The sequence below is a fragment of the Herminiimonas sp. genome (assembly GCF_030655415.1).
On the sequence record NZ_JAURVN010000008.1, the window covers coordinates 1 to 20771 of the forward strand.

General features: G+C 48.0%; 13 protein-coding genes and 1 pseudogene. 12 read left to right on the forward strand and 2 right to left on the reverse strand.

Annotated elements, in window-relative coordinates; translation table 11 throughout:
• Nucleotides 1-116: 116 nt before the first annotated feature.
• The 4 genes and pseudogenes from Q7T66_RS06475 to Q7T66_RS06490 all read left to right on the forward strand — a co-directional run.
• A pseudogene (locus Q7T66_RS06475) lies at nt 117-497 on the forward strand (IS21 family transposase); the annotation flags it as partial.
• Nucleotides 498-708: 211 nt separating this feature from the next.
• Nucleotides 709-1251, forward strand: a complete 543-nt coding sequence (locus Q7T66_RS06480; protein ID WP_304932516.1) for a DUF4142 domain-containing protein — start codon at nt 709-711, stop codon at nt 1249-1251.
• Nucleotides 1252-1580: 329 nt separating this feature from the next.
• Nucleotides 1581-1928 carry a hypothetical protein gene (locus tag Q7T66_RS06485; protein ID WP_304932517.1) on the forward strand — a complete coding sequence of 116 codons (348 nt, stop codon included), beginning with the start codon at nt 1581-1583 and terminating at the stop codon, nt 1926-1928.
• A gap of 160 nt (nt 1929-2088) precedes the next feature.
• Nucleotides 2089-3447, forward strand: coding sequence for an HD domain-containing phosphohydrolase (locus Q7T66_RS06490; RefSeq protein WP_304932518.1), 1359 nt, complete (start codon nt 2089-2091; stop codon nt 3445-3447).
• 1223 nt (nt 3448-4670) lie between these two features.
• On the opposite strand, the gene Q7T66_RS06495 is transcribed toward Q7T66_RS06490, so the two are convergent.
• Entirely contained in the window at nt 4671-5417 is a 747-nt protein-coding gene (locus Q7T66_RS06495; RefSeq protein ID WP_304932519.1) for an SDR family oxidoreductase, read from the reverse strand.
• A 95-nt stretch (nt 5418-5512) separates the two neighbouring features.
• Here Q7T66_RS06495 and Q7T66_RS06500 point away from each other — a divergent pair, with 95 nt between their 5' ends.
• Nucleotides 5513-6451, forward strand: a complete 939-nt coding sequence (locus Q7T66_RS06500; protein ID WP_304932520.1) for an AraC family transcriptional regulator — start codon at nt 5513-5515, stop codon at nt 6449-6451.
• A 153-nt stretch (nt 6452-6604) separates the two neighbouring features.
• On the opposite strand, the gene galE is transcribed toward Q7T66_RS06500, so the two are convergent.
• On the reverse strand, nt 6605-7603 hold the full coding sequence (galE, locus tag Q7T66_RS06505) for a UDP-glucose 4-epimerase GalE (RefSeq protein ID WP_304932521.1): 999 nt from the start codon (nt 7601-7603) through the stop codon (nt 6605-6607).
• Between the two features lie 304 nt (nt 7604-7907).
• Here galE and Q7T66_RS06510 point away from each other — a divergent pair, with 304 nt between their 5' ends.
• The 7 genes from Q7T66_RS06510 (at nt 7908) to pelG (ending at nt 20726) form a co-directional block, all read left to right on the forward strand.
• Nucleotides 7908-10742: a bifunctional glycoside hydrolase 114/ polysaccharide deacetylase family protein gene (locus Q7T66_RS06510; RefSeq protein ID WP_304932522.1), complete on the forward strand. Its 2835-nt coding sequence runs from the start codon at nt 7908-7910 to the stop codon at nt 10740-10742.
• Nucleotides 10684-14712 (forward strand): tetratricopeptide repeat protein, encoded by a 4029-nt coding sequence (locus Q7T66_RS06515; RefSeq protein WP_304932523.1) that lies wholly within the window; start codon nt 10684-10686, stop codon nt 14710-14712. Before Q7T66_RS06510 ends, Q7T66_RS06515 begins: the two co-directional genes overlap by 59 nt.
• A gap of 61 nt (nt 14713-14773) precedes the next feature.
• Complete coding sequence (locus Q7T66_RS06520) at nt 14774-15310, forward strand: penicillin-binding protein activator LpoB (RefSeq protein ID WP_304932524.1); 537 nt, start codon at nt 14774-14776, stop codon at nt 15308-15310.
• A 41-nt stretch (nt 15311-15351) separates the two neighbouring features.
• On the forward strand, nt 15352-16785 hold the full coding sequence (locus Q7T66_RS06525; protein ID WP_304932525.1) for a PelD GGDEF domain-containing protein: 1434 nt from the start codon (nt 15352-15354) through the stop codon (nt 16783-16785).
• An 88-nt stretch (nt 16786-16873) separates the two neighbouring features.
• A complete protein-coding gene (locus Q7T66_RS06530; RefSeq protein WP_304932526.1) occupies nt 16874-17767 on the forward strand; it encodes a lipopolysaccharide N-acetylglucosaminyl transferase in 894 nt (297 codons plus the stop codon).
• Nucleotides 17764-19353: a GT4 family glycosyltransferase PelF gene (gene pelF, locus Q7T66_RS06535; protein WP_304932527.1), complete on the forward strand. Its 1590-nt coding sequence runs from the start codon at nt 17764-17766 to the stop codon at nt 19351-19353. The genes Q7T66_RS06530 and pelF overlap by 4 nt, the downstream gene beginning before the upstream one ends.
• Complete coding sequence (gene pelG / locus Q7T66_RS06540; RefSeq protein WP_304932528.1) at nt 19353-20726, forward strand: exopolysaccharide Pel transporter PelG; 1374 nt, start codon at nt 19353-19355, stop codon at nt 20724-20726. Before pelF ends, pelG begins: the two co-directional genes overlap by 1 nt.
• Nucleotides 20727-20771: the final 45 nt, after the last annotated feature.

Below are 20771 nucleotides of genomic sequence, written 5' to 3' on the forward strand. Positions count from 1 at the left end.
ACATTGCGAGCCCCCATATAATCGGATTCACAAAAAAGTATGTAGCTGTTGATTTGCATCCAAAACTGACCCACGTTTGAACACAATCCTACTTACAAAGTGAGTGGGAGATTGGAGTGATCGACGTGGCATTACTTGGAATTATTCGACGCTGGCACCTTCGTGACCAGGTCTCTTTGAGGGAGGTATCCAAACGATTGGGCATCTCTCGAAATAACGTCAGACGCTATCTGCGCGCTGAAACTGTCGAGCCAGCCTACGCTGATCGACGTTCTCCGACTTCACTCGATAAATACGCTTTCTAGCTTTCAGCCTGGTTAAAGACTGAGACAACGAAGTCACGTAAACAACGTCGGACCTTGAAACAGATGCACATCGATCTATGTTCGTTGGGATTTGAAGGGTCGTATGACCGTGTGGCAGCCTTCGCCAGACAGTGGAAGATGGATCAGTTAGAGAGGGTCAATTCTGCTAGCAGATCAACACCTATAAAATATTTTTCAGAACACGTTTAGATCTTTTGATGCATGTTGAATCACATAGCAATGATCGTTTTATCTATGTACGAAATCGTACATTCTCTGGTCAGGTACAAGTGATATGTTTCCCGGTAAGTGATAGGCAGCGACTGCGAATTATCCATCTATTTACCTGAAGCAGAAGCATTACATGGCATATCGCCTCATCCCTCTAATTTAAGGAAATACAATGAAATTCACAGGAAAAATTCACACGCTGGGATTAGTTGCAGCTTTTGCTTTAGGCGGCGTTACAGCAGCAACTGCTGCACCCGATGCTCCCGCACAAACCAAATCGAGCGCAACGAAAAAAGATAGCGACTTCCTTAAAAAACTGGCTCAAACAAACATCGCTGAAATTGAGGCTGGCAAGCTCGCGCAATCCAAATCGAAGGACGAACATGTGCTTGAATTTTCGAAGCACATGATCGACGATCATACTGCTGGGCTTAATGACGTAAAGAAACTTGCTGATACCAAAGGAGTTGCGCTGCCGGCCGAACCTGACAAGGCGCACAAGGATGCCGCAGCAAAGTTGAGCAAGCTGGAAGGCAAGCAATTCGATAAAGCTTATCTGACAAATGCAGGCTTGAAAGATCACAAAGCCGCCAAAGCACTAGCGACGAAAGTTACGACCACCGCTGACGATAGCGAGGTGAAGGCGTTGGGTGAGAAGATGTTGGCGACGATCAACAAACATATCCAAATGGTCGAAGATACCGTTAGAAAATAATGCACAAGCGTTAAAAGCATACGGCAAGGAATTAAAGGCAATCCATAAAAAGCGCTCAATCCTTTAAAAGGTGAGCGCTTTTTTACGAATAGATTTTTAGGAGGCGCATCATGCATCGCATCTTGTTTCTGGCCGCACTTTCCTTGACTGCATCTTTACCCGCAAGCGCGTAACGAGGCGATGGCACGAGGGTTCCTATTGCAACAAATTTTTTCAAACCGGCCAAGGTCGGCCCCACTGCAGAAAGCATTCGGCAATTACGTACATTGCCAGAGGACGATTGCTTAGGGTCCGATTAAATTCAAGCAATAAAACCAATGAGAGAGATAATGACTGAAGCAATTGAATCATTTCATTTCAAAGTATTTTCTCGACGTCGGGATAATTACTTCACTTATATTTTGAATAATACAGCCGAGGGTTGGCATATACAACACGGCGATATCGATGGGAACTGTTCGCGGTCAGGGGTGCCGCTTTTTTATCGTGCCTTCGAACAAGACAGCGTTTACTGGCCCTATCCATTTGGTCGCTTTTTGGAACATCTCTGGGGAAAACTACATAGAGAAGATATCAGTCGCGACCAAGCGCAAACGATGCTGAATGAACTTTCAGAATGGGTTATCACTACTGAGCGCAGTCAACCGGTATGGGCCGGGTATAACGAGTGTGGCTAACGATTCAAAGACCTGGTAGATGATTCACTATTCATCTACGCGAGTACATCTTCTCTCTAACCACCAAGTAGGAAAATGGTAGCGGCTTTATAGTTCGTTGCAAACGTGGCTACGCTTAAAGAATTGTCATAAGAGCGTGTTCTAACATCTGGGAAGTGAAATGGTACATAGCAGTCAATCCAATCCGGATTCATCTACAGGCGCCAGCACGATGGGCGCGGATGTCTCCGAATTCTTCGAAGGTAGTCCGGTTCCAACCTTTGCGATCGATAACGAACATGTCATCACGCACTGGAATCGCGCTTGCGAATTGATTAGTGGATTGACAGCGGCAGAAATGGTGGGCACAAGCAACCATTGGCGATTTCTTTATTTGCACGAACGGCCTTTGCTGGCCGACCTAATCGTATCCGGTACGATCGAACAGAGCGTCAATGTTCTCTATCGCGACAAGCCGCGGCGCTCCAGCGTAATTAAAGGTACTTACCAGATTGAGGATTTTTTCCCGCATTTGGGAGAGGCAGGACGTTGGCTTTCGTTTTCTGCATCGGCCCTGCATAATCCAGCAGGACAGATTGTTGGAGCTATTGAGGTACTGCAAGACATCACCCAGCAAAAATCTGCTGAGCTGGCACTGCAGGCCGCACATGACGATCTTGAGCAGCAAGTAGAGGCTCGTACGACTGAGCTAAAACAAACCAATGAAAGTTTGATTGGCGTCAATAAAAAACTAAATACCAGTTTTCTGACCACGATCAAAATTTTCTCCAACCTGATCGAGATGCGTGCCGACCATTTGGCCGGTCACTCACGACGTGTTGCTGAGCTTGCCCGACTTATTGCGGTACGCATGAATCTAGACTACCAAGATACGCAAGAAATATTCGTCGCTGGTTTGCTGCACAACATCGGAAAAATCGGATTTTCGGATGAATTGCTGGCGACCTCGCTCAATCAAATGAGTGGGGAGACGCTTGGCGCATACCAAAAATTCACAGTAAGGGGAGAGCAATTGTTAATGCCGCTAGAAGATATGGCGGCCATTGCGCACCTCATTCGCTCGCAGCAGGAGCGCTTTGACGGCGTCGGTTATCCTGATCGACTTGCTGGAGAAAACATACCACTAGGTGCTCGCATTCTTGCCATTGCCAGCGACTACGAAAATCTACAAAACGGTACGTTATTGCAAAGGCACTTACGCCATGATCAAGCATTTCAAATGGTGCTCCGAGGCGAAGGCAAACGCTACGATCCCGCCGTTATACTCGCCTTTCAGGAAGTCATTACAGGCGTTATCAGTCCAACAGCAGAATCACATGTAGAAATATTCACATCTCAATTAAAACCCGGCATGGTCATCGCACGCGATTTAATCGGGCAGGATAATTTCTTGCTGTTGTCTGCCGACCATGTGCTTGATGAACGGTTGATTGCTAAGATCATTTCGTTTGAGAGCGCTTGGGGCGTGCGCATGACAATTTGGGTCAAAGTACCCTCTAAAGAAAATGCTACGGTTTGAGTTCATTTCGGATATCTGCGCACGCTAAGCCTCAAGTATTGAATTGCACCCTGCACGTACACGATCGAATCATGCGAAACCAGAGCCGCCGGTCGTTGCCATGAACAGCAGCAGCAATGGAATGACGTAGGCTATGCTTGTTTGTCTACAGCGATTTCCTTATGGCTCAAGAATAGTGCTACAACGAGAGTGGATGTAGCAAATATCGTTACAGTCGTCAAGGAAGGCCCCCGAACAGCATGCACAACTGTTTTCATGGTTTGCTTAACCTCGTTGGTACGGGTATCTCTAGTCGCGCGTATATCAACTGAAGCGTCTGTAGGGTCAATTTGAGGTCTTCAGTAGCCAGACGTTCAGTCAGGGTCGATGCCCAAATTGCTTGAAGATTCTCCGCTTCAATGCACATCAAGATTAGTTTTGAGAATTTTCAAATAAAGAGTTACAAACAGCACATTTAAAAAGTTCCACGTCAATATTTAGCGGAAGTTCCACCAGCGCCTGGTCTTTTCCTTCTAAATAACATATAGGGCATGGAGTGGGCGCGCGGGGAGGTAATTTAGCCCAGAGATTATGAAACTGGCGGATATGTTTAGCCCCGGCTTTGTGGAGGATCATCTGATCCACCATTGTTTTCAGTAAGGCGGGTCGTCTCATAAATTTACGTAATTGAAATCTAAAACAGGATAGCAATCGGCTAATTAGGAACCAATGATACTGTGCTGATTGCTCGAACCTTCCTACTCACAAAAGTAAGTAGGATTTTTCGATTCGTGGGTAAGGTTGCAATAGGCAGCGCTTCCATAAATGAACAGTAAGGTAAGCCTCTAGTTTGCTTTTTGAAAACTGCCTCCAGCTGATGCTGGTGTTGCGTTATCTGTTAGTTCAAATACGCACTCTAAATATGGCTACACAGAAGCCCGCGGTAAATTCTGGACAGTCGCCGCTTCTTTAAACAATGTGTTCGACAAGCGATACTATGCGCGCTTTAACCTGCTTGACCAGGGAACTATGTACGGCGAACCACGCAACTTTACGTTGACCCTACGCGGGAATTTTTGAAACATGACGAAGAGTGCGTAATCTGCCCTTACAGCACGTGCTTAATTGGTAATGTCCGCTTTGATCGGGAGCGGACTCCTGCCATCGGAGAATAACGGACGTGCGAAATGCAATACGCAAACATAGTGGCGTATTGCATTCTTAGCGTCCGGCTCATTCTTTATCTAAATACGGTTGAACCATTCAATCGCATCTGCACCGGCAGGAATGCGGAATGCAGTCGAACTGTCTTGGGTCGCTTGCCAAACAACTTCGGCAACATCAATCGCATGCGTCACTGAACCTTCGTAGTTCTGGAATCCAGAAAGTACCGAGTTCATCGTGTTTGCGTAGTCATCGGGGAACGTGTGCGCGACTCTCGCATGCGCATTGGTGACAAAGGCGGTTCCTGGTGCCATGCCAGGCAACACCACGCCAACCCTGATGTTGAATTCCTTTAACTCAAGTGCCAAAGATTCGGTGAATGCGACTACTGCAGCTTTGCTTGCCGTGTAGACGGGAAGCAGCGGTAAAGCTACTAGAGTTACGGACGATGCCACATTGACGACAAGGCCTGCTCTGCGCGCGCGAAATTGCGGTAAGACTGCTTGGGTCATCGCCATTGTGCCGAAGGTATTCGTCTCAAAGACATCGCGTACCGCATCCATCGAGGTGCTTTCAAACGGTCCCAGCATTCCGACACCTGCATTGTTCACTAGGACGTCGATAGGGCCAGCTTCTTCAACAGCACTACGAATGCTTTTTGCATCAGTCACATCCAGTTGCACGATGCGCAAATGCTCTGACTTTGGCAAAACTTCGGCGCTTGGCGTACGCATGGTGGCAATGACTTTCCAATTGCGGTTCAAAAAATATTTAGCGATTTCCAAGCCGAATCCGGAAGAGCAGCCAGTGATTAAAATGGTTTTCATGTGCATCCTTTTATTGTGAGGGAGGCACAACGATAGCCGTCATCAATTAAACCATCTACAATAGAAAGTCCTAAATTTGTTCGCAAGAGTCCGATATGGTTGACCCCCTAACATCCGTCGTCACACTTCTTCAGCCGAAGATGGCGTATTCGAAAATTGTGACTGGGGCGGGGCGTTGGGGTGTGCGCGGTGAATTTGACCATGCCCCATTATTCTGTTGCGTCGTTTTAGAAGGAAAATTGCGTTACACGGTAGATGAGTCCCAGCTTGTAGTCGAAGCTGGTGATTTCGTGCTGATTCCTTCCATGTCGAAATTCTCAGCATCTAGTTTCGAAGTCCCTTTGGAGCACGAGTGGCAGTCGCAGCCTGCGCTGCTAGAAAATGGCGAACATCGAAATGGCTCGCTATCAGCCGACGCAGACGTGAGAACGTTAGTCGGCTTTTGTCATTTGACTTCGCCTGATTCTGCTTTACTTTTGACGTTGTTACCGAAGCTTGTGCACATTCGAGGTGACCTTCGATTATCGGCATTAGTCCAGTTGGTCATTGATGAATCTCGCTCGCAACGGCCCGCCAAGGAAGTAGTACTTGAACGGCTCCTTGAGGTGCTGCTGATTGAAGCGCTACGCTCGTCAAACAATGCAGTGACGTCACCGGGCTTGTTACGCGGACTCGCCGATATACGGTTGGCGAGCGCACTCCGACGTATCCATGAAAATCCGGAAGAGCCATGGACCGTTGCACTATTGGCGAAAGAATCGGCGATGTCACGCTCCACTTTTTTTGAGCGATTCAGCGTAGCCTTGGGCATCACCCCAATGGAGTATCTTTTGTCCTGGCGGATGGCCTTGGCAAGAAATTTTCTTGACCGAAAAAAAACAATTGCAGAAGTGGCCGCTCTGGTCGGATACAGTTCATCAAGCACTTTTACTGTCGCCTTCACTCGGCACACCGGCATGCCACCAGGTCGATATTTTAAATCGCGGCAAAACGCAGGTGAAGGTAACTCCGGCATGGCAATCGTTGCATTATGAGCTTTTCCCTGCGTCTGCAATCGGCCAATAGCTGACGTTCATATAAAAACAAAAGCGACCATTTGATCGCCTTTGTTTTTCATTCGGCATCCTTGCTTCGTTGCAAAGACTCTCAATGCATAGGAAAGAACGGCAATTCACTAGTAAAAAAGTCTAGCAATTGGATTGCCAGCGCCATGAGTCTTCACACATAGCTTGCAAAGATTTCTCCGCTTGCCATTTCAATTCTGTTTTTGCAAGAGTTGGATCGGCATAGCATACGGCGATATCCCCAGATCTTCGTGCGACGAGGTCAAAAGGTATTTCACGACCGCTAACACGTGCGTATTCTGCAACCATCTCCATCACGCTATAGCCGACACCGGTGCCGATATTGGCAGTAATGCTCTTGGACTCATTTTCCAAATATCTCAATCCTGCAATGTGAGCTTTAGCTAAGTCGACAACATGAATGTAGTCGCGAACACCCGTGCCATCAGGTGTTGGGTAATCGTTCCCGTAGATCGATAATTTCTCCAAACGTCCGTTAGCAACTTGCGCAATATAAGGCATGAGGTTATTAGGTGTACCTAACGGATTCTCACCAATCAGGCCACTTTCATGCGCGCCAACAGGGTTGAAATAACGGAGATAGGCGATTTTCCACGAAGGATCAGATAATTCTAAGTCTCGAAGAATTTGTTCCCCGACAAGCTTGGTCATGCCATATGGATTGGTTGCAGAAAGCGGAAAGTCTTCAGTGATAGGTACTGACGCGGGCTCTCCATAGACTGTGGCGGAAGAACTGAACACTAATCGCTCTACATCGGCATCGCCCATGTTTTCGCATACGGTCAAAAGGCTATTCAGATTGTTTGCATAATAGGCGAGAGGTTTTTGGACAGACTCACCTACTGCTTTTAACGCCGCAAAATGAATAACTGACGAAATGTCGTGCTGTTCAAAAACGGCGCGCGATGTTTCTGGATTACATAAATCCCCCTCAACGAAATTTAGCTTCCTGCCTGTGATGCTAGCAATACGTTCCAGCACGACGGGCCGGCTGTTGATGAAATTATCCACTCCGATGACTTCGTAACCGGCATTAAGTAATTCCACCCACGTGTGGGAGCCGATGTAACCCGTTGCTCCCGTAACCAAAATTTTCTGCATCTTCATATTTCTGTAATTTTCAATTTATTTAAATCAGCGCTAAAGGACGCCTTAGTCGACTTTACAAGCATTAAGTTGCAGAGGGATAAATGTTATTGCGCCAATGCATTGCCCCTAGGAATTTTTAACAATCATTAACAAAAATTAACGGAAATCAAGTAGGTGATTGTAATTCTTTGTAAGAGAATCGCTCGGCGCTCAAACGTTTGGTGCAAAGAATGCGGGAGCATATCAAGTTGATATTTCCCAATTTAGTAGATGACATCTTTGGTACATATCCCTCAGATACAACCGACCCGGCACTATGACACCAGCAACAAAATTTCTTTCGCTAGCCGCGCTTACACTCTACACATTTCTTTTTGCAATCTCTGCAAAAGCGGCACCCGCCGAACAGAGCACTGCTTTTGGCAATATCGCCTTTTATTACGGCAGTCAGCCGCCTATCCCCGAATTGCAGTCATTTGATCGCGTCGTAGTTGACCCTGGTAGCAATGTAATGCCGAAACAACTTTCATCACGTACCAAGTGGATGGCGTATGTAAGCGTTGGGGAAGTTGAGCGCAACAGAGACTACGCAAAACTTATTCCCCGCGAGTGGCTAATCGGTAAAAACGAAGTGTGGCAGGCAAGCGTGGTCGATCAATCGGCGCCTGGGTGGCCGTCTTTTTATCTGAAGAATGTTATTGCGCCGTTATGGGAGAGGGGCTTCCGAGGATTTTTCTTGGATACGTTAGACAGTTACCAATTAGTGGCCAAAACTCCGGAGGCAGTTGCACACCAGCAGGCAGGATTGATCGCTGTAATTCGCTTGATCAAATCTACATATCCAGATGCGGAGCTGATCTTAAATCGCGGGTTTGAAATTTTGCCTGACGTTGCCCAACTTGCATCTGCGGTTACGTTCGAATCTTTATATCGTGGTTGGAATCAAACGGATAAACGCTACGTCGAGGTGAATGAGGCTGATCGTCAATGGCTGCTAAGCCAGGCAAAAACAATCAGTGATGTCTATCGTTTGCCTGTCATTGCCATCGACTATTGTGATCCCGCCGATACCGCATGCAAGCAATTTGCAATCGACAAAATCAAGACACATAACATCGTTCCGTATGTGACCGACGGTGGATTGCAAACGGTAGGGCGTAGCTCAATTACTGTGGTTCCTCGCCGGGTCTTGATTATCCAAGACCGCGCAGCCGATACCAATATCCATAATTCTGAAGGCGTGCGTTTTCTTGCCATGCCGCTCAACTATCTCGGATACAAGGTCGAGTTTGCGGATGTTAAGGAAACACTTCCATCTGCTGTTTCTTCCGATATTTATGCCGGTATTGTGGTTTGGTTTAACGGAGATGTTGGACCTAACTCGCGGACTTTCACTAATTGGATAAGTGACCGCATGAAGGCCGGTATTCCCATTGCGTTTATGAATCAGTTTGGCTTGCCGGTAGATGGCGCACTTGGAAGACAGCTTGGACTACAGCGCGTAACGGCCAAACCGCAGGGCAAGTTCGAGGTCTCGGCACGCGACCCGATTATGGGCTTCGAACTGATGCCCGTTGCTAATGTATCCAACATTGTGCCTGTCAGGAGCGGCAAAGACAGCACGCCTTTGTTGACAATAACTGCAGGCAATTATGTTGTTGACAGTGCCGCTATAACGCCTTGGGGGGGATATGTATTTTCTCCCTATGCAGTAGTGTCAATGGATGAAATTGAGCAAACACGATGGGCGATTCAGCCAATTGAATTTTTCCGCCGCGCATTGAGACTTACGCTTTTGCCGGTTCCAGATACCACAACTGAAAATGGAACGCGACTATTGCTGGCGCATATTGACGGCGACGGATTCGCGTCGCGGACCGAGTTTTTTTCAGGTACAGATCGCCCTAACTATCCGGGCAATGTGCTCTATAACGAGATTTTCACGCACTACAAGATCCCGACGACGATGTCTATTATCGAGGGCGAAACAGGCCTTCAAGGTTTATATCCTGAGAGCTCAAAAGAACTTGAGGCCATTGCGCGAAAAATTCTAGTGCTTCCTTATGTCGAAGTTGCTACCCATACTTTTTCGCATCCTTATGAATGGGACGCGACGGTTGCGTATACAGAAATAAAAGCAGGACGTGCTACCGGCCCACTTCCCAAAGATTTTCATTTGCCAATTCCGGGCTACACGTACAGCCATGATCGGGAAATCAATGGCTCTATCTCGTACATCAATAACGAACTAACAACGCCGGCTAAGCCCGTGAAAATGGTGTTATGGCCAGGGTCTTGTGATCCACCGGCCGAGGCTGTACGTATGGCATATGCCGCTGGAGTATTGAACATGAACGGCGGCGATACCTTAATTACAAAATCAAAGCCAAGTTGGACTGAGATTGCTCCACTGGGTATTAATAAAGGCCCAAATGCCTTTCAGATTTTTGCGCCGAATCAGAACGAAAATATTTATACCAACGATTGGAAAGGTCCGTTCTATGGTTTCGAGAGGGTAATCGAGACATTTCAAATGACGGATATGCCGTATCGATTCAAACCCGTCAATATTTACTACCACTCTTACAGTGCGACGAAACTGGCTGCGTTGAAAGGGTTGAAGAAGGTATATGACTATGCATTATCGCAACCAAACTTTCCAATTTACGGTACTGAATACGCGTTAAAAGTTCTCGACTTTGAAAATTTGGCAATGGCAGTCGAAGGAGACGAATGGATTATTCGAAGCGCTGGTAATTTGCGCACAATGCGCATCCCAGAAGGTACTAAGCCATCGATGGCGAGTGCCAGTGGCGTCGCTGGTTATTCGCTCGGTGCAAAAGGAACCTATGTGCATCTTGGTGGCGATAGTGCTCGTTTTCAGATTGGCAAGGAAGAGGGAAGTGGACCTTATGTAGTTTCAGCAAATGGACGGATCTCTGATCTGATTCGAACGAATGGTGGGTTGTCTTTCAATTTCCAATCACACGTCAAACCTCAATTAAAGTTGGCGCGCGCCGCCAAATGCGCTGTCTCCATAAACGGGCATTCCGCCCGGCTCCTTGCGAAGGGTGCTCAAAGTGATTTGATATTTGGCAGTAATTTCGACGCCAGCAAAACCGCGAGAATCGAGGTCGATTGTGGCGGTTAAACGGGAGCGTTTGATACATCCACTATTTATCGGTCTGTTTGGCGGTGTGGTGGGACTATCGGGTTGGTTATTGTTGGTAAACGAAGGCCTTGTTCAGCGCGTTAAAGATGAGCCGCCAAACGCATTAAGCATCGCGTATTTGGAGGCGTGGTTGCGTATCAGCGATAAGGATCTCGAACTGCAATCCTTACTCGCCTCGCAGTACCTGCGGGCGGGACGCATCGACGAGGCGCGGCCGCTGATTGATAACATTACTCGCTCTAAAGATCCTTCACTCGGCAAGACGATCATGCAGCTTGATATGGATCTGATCGAGCAGCAGCTTTGGGCTACGCAGCAAGATACTCCCGAGCACGCCACGCTTTTGTCACGCTTCATTGACATGCTTAAGAAAAGCACATCTCTGTCATGGACGCCCGCCGAATTGAAGATACTTGCGATGCGTGCACATTCAATAGGATTGGCTGAGCTGTCGGGGCAGTTCTTCAATCGATTGGCTAAAGCGGATCCAAAAGATACAACTGGATGGAGAGAACTGTCTTTAAATTGGGCATTAGCCGACGGACGTTATGTAGAAGCGGCTGAAGCGGCATTCAAAAGTCAAAAGTCGGCACCGACGTTAGCTCTGCAGCGCGAGTTTTTTTTACGTGGCATGCAGATAATGGAATCCGGGAATCTGCTGAGTGCGGCAATGAAAAACGTCGACCAGCATTTGAGCGCGGGTTTGCAGCGCGATCCGGAAACTTTGCGCGTGTTGATACGTATGGCGCGCTCAGCGAATCGTCCAGATTTAGCTAGTAAATATGCAGAGCTTCTACTAGCACTTCCTTTGCAGCGTAGTGCGAAGGATGCTCAGAAGCGGATAAGTAATGAAGCGCAGTTCTCATGGCGCATCAATGATTACCAACAAATGCCGCAGCGTGCATGGGTTTATCTTGACGGAGTGAGTGGTAATGAACTGCGTCGCAAGATTGATTCTGCATCCGTGCAGACGACTGGGTTTAAGCGCGTATCACAGTCAGCCGTCAAAACTACTGTCGCCAATGAACGAGGTAGCACGAAACGGCAAGCGCAGATAAAGGATGCAGCGCGTAGCGATATCGACGCCGATTTCACGCTGGCATATGAAGCTTTTGTAGCAGATAAAAAACTTGATAGGGCACTTGACGTAGTCAAACGTGCATTGACGCGTAATCCAAATGATTCTGTCTGGTTGCGCCGGGATGCCGTTGTTAATGAATGGGTGGGCCGACCTTCTTCGTCATTGCAGTCATGGCTGAAACTCGCACGTAATACGCAGAGTGCAGAAGCGTGGAAGGCTGTCGAACGCCTTTCCGTTGCTTTGTATGATGACGTAACGTACATCGAGGCATTGCGGCATCGCGAAATTAGTGTCGCAGAAGAGCTGCTTGCGGTCGACCAAATCGTCGCCACCTATGAACGTCTGGGCGATCCAGAAAATGCGCTCCAGTTTTTGCGATCACATGCAGAAAAATCAAAGCATCCACAGGAATTGTTGGAACGCTATGCGACGCTGGCAGAGCGATTTGGCGAAGACAAACTGGCATTGCAAGCATGGCTGCAACTAGACCAGCGATATGGTCCACGAAGCGACTACGCGATCAAGATCGCCAACTTCTACAGCGTAGAAGGCAAATTTGATCAGGGCCTGAAAGTTCTTGTTCGTGCCAAAAATCACGCGGACGCAAACGACTATACCTATTGGCGTGTGTTGATGAACATGGCTATTCGCACAGGCGATAGCGAAACAGCGCGGTTCGCATCACGTCGTCTGATCGAGGACAAGGAAGGGACCGATGATCAGTTGGAGGCGATGATCGCTTTGTGGAATTCTTTTCCAATTGATGCGGCTCGTATCGCAGAAAGCGCATTCCGCAAATCGGGAAGCATCTCTGCATTGCAACAGGCGGTTTATCAGTATTCCCGTGCTGGTGCCTGGAGTCGGATTGATGCCTTGCTCGCGGATTTGACTACCGAGCAACAAACCGATGCAAAGCAATCACTTGAATTCATGCTGGCGAAGGCTGAATACGAGCGACAAACAGGTAGAAATAATGAGTCGCTGGCAACGTTGCGCGAGGCAGTAGCGATAAACGAGCGTAATAGCGATGCTGCCCCTGCGTATATATGGGCGCTGATTGATCGTGGATCCGAAGAGGAGCTGCGCTTAGCCTTGCAACGTTGGCGCGCCGACGCGGAGGACGATTCTCAACTATGGTCGCCATTTGCAGCGGGATATTTGCAACTGTCGCAAGAGGCAAACTCCTTGCACTTTTTCCAAAAGAGTCTGCCGACAAAATATCGTGATCCTTTATGGCAATTGACTTATGCGGAAGCATTGGAAACTTTTGGTCAGCCCGATCAGGCGTGGGATATCCGTCGCCAAGCGTGGTATCAGATTTCCGCGCGCCGAGAGACCTTGCTTGGCCCAGTCAAACCTATTGCTGCAGATGATCAGCACCAAGAATTTCAAAATGAAGATGCGGACGTCATCGCAGAATTACACGCGGTTGCTGCAACGCTTGCTCAGCCTTATGCAGGAGGCGATTTCTCACGCGACCTTTTGCTACACATTCTTCGCTCAGGTCAATATAACAATAGCCCGGCGGTGCAAAGCGACTTCCCTCAGCAGCAAGCTGATGGTTCCACTGCTCCACGTGCAATAGCAGTTACGCCTGGAAGTGCTCCTGCTGAGAGAGCAGCTACCGATGTTGCATTAGCTTGGGCTCTTTCAAACGAGCCGTATCAGTTGGCTCGTTCATGGATGGCGCAACGGTACGGCGATGAAATGCAACGGCCCGCCTACGCTGAAGTAGCAGTGGCACTTGCGATGGATGACCGCAAAGAACTCGACCGTTTGCTGGAACAGAATCCCGATCGCATTCCGCTGCTAAGTCGGATAGAAGCCAATGCGCGCTTGGACAGATGGTCCGAAGCAGAACGTTTGGCTTTCAACGGTGCCGACGGAAGTCCGCATAGTGAAGAACTTCAGCGTGCAGTGCGCGAATTCGGTTTGCTTAATGCGCATTATGTCGAGGGCGGCGTAAGAAAGCTTAGTCAGGCGCCGCTGGACATAACGGAAAGTGATCTTGGTGTGAGCTTGCGCCTCAATGATCGTTGGACATTGAGCGCTAATGAAGTCCTCCGGCAGCAGGATAGTACCGATCCTACAGTGTTGGTAAACGTACCCCGATCGGATCGGACCTCACTCGCCGGTCTGACTTGGCGTGATAGCGACGCCAGCGTAACTGTCGAGGCAGGCTCCCGCAGTGCCGTAAAAAACTTCACCCATGCACGTTTTAATTCGGCCTGGAATCAACAGGATAGTGTGAACTGGACCGCATCGGCTGGTTTCAACCAGTACGCAACAGAAACTGCTGAACTACGCGTCGGCGGCGTGAAGGACGATGCTTCAGTGGGCGCGCAATGGCGGGTCGGGACGCGTGAACTTCTTTCCATGCGAGTCGAGACTGCGCGTTATTACGATCAAAGCAGGCACGCAGTAGGTAAAGGAAGTCAGATTGATTTAGAGGCGGCGTACAACATTCGACTGGAATATCCAGACTTCATGATCAGGGGTATTTATACACGAGCCAATTATCGTGCCTTGGGAAATGATGCAGGACCTATCTTCGGCAACCTGTCGCCTGATGGTGTAGCGACATCAGGCGAAATAATGCCCACTAATTTTACCCAGAAGGGTGTGCTGTTCAGCTTTGGCACCAATCTCATGACCGACTATACGCATGCGTGGCGTCCATTTTTAGAGTTTGGGTTTTTGCATGATTCGCAGCGTGGATGGGGGCCAACGGGAAGTGCGGGGCTAGCTGGAACGGTGTTTGGTAACGACCATGCAGTGTTTTATTACCGCAATGATCGTTCAGCAAAAGGTGCGAATGGGGGTACTCCCGTATCCGAAATTGGCGTGCGTTACCGCTGGTATTTTTAAAGAACTGCAACCGAGAAGGATGCCTGCACGTGCAGGTGTCGCTCATAGATAGGAGAACAAGATGATGAATATTACGAGTGCTTTCAAACGACTTGCTACTGCGCTGGCATTGTTATCGCTAATGGTTGGGTGTGCGACGGTGGTGTCGTCACCTGCGCCTTCACTGACACAAGGCGACAAGATAGCCATTTTGCCGGTAATTAATTTAACGCAAACCCCGCAGGCAGGAGCACGTGTCGAAGCACTGACCGAATCCCTGCTGCTCGCGGGCGGCAAATACCCAGTCAAACGTTATCAGGCTGATGTGAATCGAGATGCATTGTTTCAGCCGATCGACAACAGTTCGGTAGAACAGGCAATGAGTAACGCCCGTGCACAAGGAATGAAGTTTGGTTTGACTGGGTCTGTTCAAGAATGGCGTTACAAGGTTGGCGTTGATGGAGAACCTGCAGTCGGCGTCTCATTGAAGTTAGTCAATCTGGAAACGGGTGAGGTCGTCTGGAATGCTGCCGGAAACAAAACAGGTTGGAGTCGTAGCTCGGTCTCCGGTGTTGGACAGGATTTGCTGCGTGGTTTGCTGAGTCCGCTTCTGAAGTAAATAGAAAAGTACAAGCTATTAGAAAGGCTCGGGAATAAAACATGAATTCCAATCCAAAGGCATTGCTGCGCGAAACTGCGGCGGAGGCCCCTTCAAAGTCAGGGGCTGACACTCCAACTGGTAGATCGCGCGGCATCGCCAAATCGGAGTTCTATAGTCGGCTGCTTGCTCCTGCCGTTACTGGATTCAGTGCGGTGGTGGAGTCGGCAATTGCAATGTTGATCGCACTGGCCATTGGCAGGATTTTTGTGCCTGAAGATCCGTTGTTCCTCAATGCAGGATTTCCGTACGCTTGGATACTCCCAATCGTCATTGCTTTGCGCTACGGGACCTTGTTAGGGGTTTTCAGTGCGCTGCTCATTCTTGCTGATTGGCTTGCTTTTTATGGCGGGTTTCTTTCATCTGGTGCAATTACACATGCATTCCCGCAGGCGTTCTTTCTTGGTGGTCTGTTATTAATTTTTATTGTTGGACAGTTTGGCGATATCTGGGCGGGGCGTATGGCACGTGCGCATTCCGTCAACGGTTATCTAAGTGATCGTCTAAGCACGCTGACGAAAAATCATTTTCTCCTCAAAATCTCACATGAGCGTTTAGAAAATGATCTTTTGACCAAACCCACTACATTGCGTACTGCACTACTGCAAATGCGTGAGGTCACTTTGCAGCAGCATGATGTGGAAGATCTTCCAGGAGCTTCCCAGTTTCTGCAATTTGCCGCTCACGCTTGCCAGCTTGAGTCTGCAGCCATGTACGCGTTGCGGGACGGTCGACTGATGACGGCTTCAACGGCAGCCGTCGGTGTACCGTTTGAGCTAGATATAACTGATCCTTTGGTGACGGCTTGCTTGGAGAAGAACACCTTAGCGCATTTGCAAACATCTTCATTGCGTGATGGTACAAGTGACTACATCGCCTGCGTACCGTTGCTTAGCGGCGCCGAAGATGTTGTTGGCATCGTTGTGGTCAAGCATATGCCGTTCCTATCTTTGAATCAGGATAATCTCCAATTTTTGCTCATTCTGGCAGGGTATTACGCGGACGGTGCGCGACCTGTAGCTGCGGTTAGTTCCCTTCTTGCCGAAGTGCCTAATTGCCCTCAGGATTTCGCCTTGGAATATATTCGTCTCTCTCGACTGGAAAGGGATGCAGGCGTTGCATCTATCATCGTCGCTTTGACTTTCAGTCCTGGGGATCTTCAAGAAACTTTGTTTTCTCACATGAGACGTATGGTGCGTGCACTCGACGTGTCATGGCGCATCAAGTCTGGAGAAAATCTTTGTCTTTTCGTATTGATGCCGCTGACGGACGATGATGCTTTGTCAGGCTATTTATTGCGGGCAGAGCGGAGTTTGCAAGCGCAGTTTGGGTTGGATTTTTCTCGCGCTCATATTGCGTTTCAATCGGTGCTGATTAATTCCGTCGATACCGGTGCTTTGAAAAATTTGCTTGATCGAATCCATGCAGACATCTAACGCATTCGCGATGACCGCAGAAAATCCGAACTCTTTGTTGTGGTATCTCGCCGGTGATAGTTCGACAGCTCTGCTGATTTATTTTGCATTGCAGATTGCATTTGCACTGATCGTAGCATTCGCTTCCCTCAAATTGTTGCCCTCAATATATCGCGAGCAGTCACGGTCCGTTGCCATCTACCTTTTCATTTTGTCCTTGGCGATTCCTCTTGGAGGAATGATCGTCTGCGTTGCAGCGATTTTTCTGGCTTATCGATTTCCCATCAAGCCCGAAATTACCAATATAGTCGAAGTCAGTTTGCCCGCTTTTGAAACGACTTTGATTGAACGTATCAAGCATGGTGCAGGAGCGCGCATGCGCGTGCAACTGGAGAATCGGAATGCACCTGTAGCTGATCGCTTGACTGCATTGCTCGCGATGCAGTCCATACCAAAGAGAACCGCAAGTCCAATTTTGCGCGAGTTTTTGTGGGATTCAGTCGAAGATGTGCGATTGCTGATGTATGCCATGCTGGACAGCGCGGAAAAGGATATCACGCAAAAAATTCATATTGAATTGAGGCGTTTGGCCAAGCTATCTGATGATGGGAATGAGAAGCGGCGTTACATCACTCATATGCATCTTGCACAACTGCATTGGGAGCTGGTTTACCAAAATCTGGTGCAGGACGATATTTATACCTATACCGTTGCGCAAGCCGATCTTCATGCGGCGCAAGCACTTGTGTTAAACGCTAATAATGCTTCTCTTTGGAATATGCGCGGCAGACTTGCTTTAGTTCGCCATCAGCCGGAAGAAGCAGAACTTCACTTGCAGCGCGCCGCGGAGGCAGGTTTTCCAAGCGATCGCTTACTCCCATTTTTTGCTGAATGCGCCTATCTGCAAAAGGATTACGCTTCTGTGCGTTCTGCTTTGAATGCATTTGAAAATCGTTCGACTTTGCCATTTCTTCAACCACTGCAGCGGTACTGGACGTCATGATAAATAGCTTACCTCGTGCCGAATCGGCAGACATCGCATTGCTGCTTGAGGGAACATTTCCTTTTGTGCGTGGTGGTGTTTCTGCATGGGTCAATCAGATGATTCTGGCTTTCCCTCAGTATACGTTCGCGTGTATTTTCATTGGAAGTCGTGAAGAGGACTATCAAGGTTTGGCATACGAACTGCCATCTAATGTGGTGCACGTTGAGGCACATTACCTATATGGCGTACAAAACGAGCGGGATGTAGTACAGGCAAGTGAGGGCGATAGCAATGCATTCAAAAATGTTGAAAATCTTCATGAAGCTTTACGCAATCCGCAGAGCCGTGATCAAGTCAATTTTGCAATGCAGACATGTCTGGCTTTAACTGACGACGACAGCAGCTTGAGTGAGAAAAATTTCCTCTACAGTAAGCTGTCTTGGGATTACATCACAGAGCAATACCGGTTGCATTGTACTGACCCGTCATTTACAGATTACTTCTGGACAGTTCGCTTGATGCATCGTCCGCTATGGCAATTAATGAAGGTCGCAAAAAATATGCCTCGCGCTAGGCTGTATCACACGGTATCCACAGGCTATGCGGGATTTCTCGGCTCAGTTCTTAGTCATCGTACTGGGCGCCCGCTGTTGACTTCGGAGCATGGGATATATACCAAAGAACGCAAGATTGATTTATTTCAGAATCAGTGGATTCAAGATAATCGCAGCATGTTTGAAAAAGATATTTCACAGGTCGGATACTTCCGTGATCTGTGGGTACGATTTTTTGAAACACTTGGACATGTCTGTTATGACTCAAGCTCTAAGATTGTGGCGCTTTACGAAGGCAACCGTCAGCGTCAGTTAGCGGATGGCGCACCTGAAGAAATCACGATGACAATTCCCAATGGCGTTGACGTGGCGCGATTAAGGGCTTGCCGCTCTTTGCGTCCGGACAAGCCGCCTAAAGTAATTTGCCTGATTGGCCGTGTAGTGCCGATTAAGGATATCAAGAACTTCATCCGCGCGATGCTCACTATCGTACGCGAAATGCCGGAAGCTGAGGCATGGATTGCGGGACCAGAGACAGAGGATATCGAATACGCGCAAGAGTGTCGAAATCTGGTGGAGAGCCTTGATTTAACCAGGCACGTTAAATTTTTGGGATTTCAAAAAATCGAGGAGTTGTTACCTCAGTGCGGCGTACTTGTACTGAGCTCCATCAGTGAAGCACTACCCCTCGTTTTATTGGAGGGTTTTGCCGCTGGCGTCCCCGCCATCGCAACCGATGTTGGTTCATGTCGCCAATTAATAGAAGGTATGGCGGGAGAAGATGCAGCAATAGGTCCTGCGGGAATAATCACGCGAATTGCGGATCCTGTCGCGCTGGCAAATGCAGCGTTAAAGCTATTGAGTGACGACGTTTTTTGGCACGCCGCCCAAAAGTCCGGGATTGCGAGGGTAGAGCAGTTTTATACCCAAGAATTGATGGTTGGTAGCTATCGTCAACTTTACTCTTCCTTGCTTGAACAGCCGGTAGAAATGCCGCTCGTTGACCCACGCCCAATGGGTTGTCCTATGGCAGTAGCGGGGAGCAGATAATGGCTGGAATTGGTTTTGAGCTTCGCAAGATATTAAAAAAAGACACGTTGTTTGGTGCCTTACGCGCCTATTCTTACGCTGGCATTATCAGTTCCGGCTCATGGATCCTCTCGATCGTCGGCATCCTGTTAATTGGTATTTTGGGTTTGCCTTTCGTTGTGCCAGGTGGGCAGATTACCCAGTTTCAAGTTTCAGTCACCTATGTCATTGCAGTTAGCTTGGTTCTAACGGGGCCTTTGCAGCTTGCTTTTACGAGGTTCACATCGGACCGGTTATTCGAGAACAGGCCTGACATGGTGTTCTCTAATTATCACGGCGTTGTATTGATAACGACTGTGATGAGTCTCCTCATTTCATTGCCTCTCGCGTTATTTGCTTTTCCTGAGCAGACCGTAGCGTACAGACTATTGATGATGATTACATTGGCCGTCACCAGCAATGTCTGGATCGCCGTCATTCTTTTGAGTGGGATGAAGCAGTACAAGCAAATCGTTTTTACATTCTTGATTGGCTACTCATTGTCGGTGGGGATGGCACTTTGTCTTGCGACATGGGGACTGGAAGGATTGATCTTCGGCTTTTTGATCGGACAGATTTTTTTGCTGGCTGGACTTACATTGCCCATCTATCGCACGTTTTTTGGTCCAATTTTTATTTCGTTTGAATTATTCGAGGGTCGGTTTTTATACCCAAGTCTCCTCTTGATCGGCTTCTTTTACAATTTGGGTATCTGGGTCGATAAATTCATTTTCTGGTATTCGGAAACTGGCCAGCAAGTTATTGGGCCTTTGCATGCTTCCGTAATTTATGACATTCCAATTTTTCTAGCGTATTTGGGTATTTTGCCAGGCATGGCAGTCTTCCTAGTGCGGATCGAAACCGATTTCGTTGAGTTTCATCACGCGTTCTATGATGCGGTGCGTGATGGCAGTTCTTTAGAGCAGATTGAACGCATGCGTAACATGATGGTTCGTTCGATACGTATTGGTCTGTTTGAAATTATCAAGATCCAATCGATCGCCATCTTGTTACTGTTCGTAATGGGAGGAACAATATTACGTGCACTTGATATTTCTGAACTATACCTGCCACTCTTGTACGTTGACATTGTCGCGGCTAGTTTGCAGGTCGTCTTTCTCGGAATATTGAATATTTTCTTTTATCTTGATCGCAGAAAAGTTGTGTTGTGGTTGACCGCTGGATTTGTAGTCTTGAATGGTTTATTTACTTTTGCGACGATAGCTCTGGGGCCGAGCTTTTACGGCTATGGATTTGCTGGCGCACTTCTTTTAGTTGTTATGGCGGGTGTTTACATCATGGACCGCAAGCTAAATTCTTTAGAGTACGACACTTATATGCTGCAGGAATCCTGATTAGAAATGTTCACTATGAAGGTGGTTGCATTGAAAACAGAACTA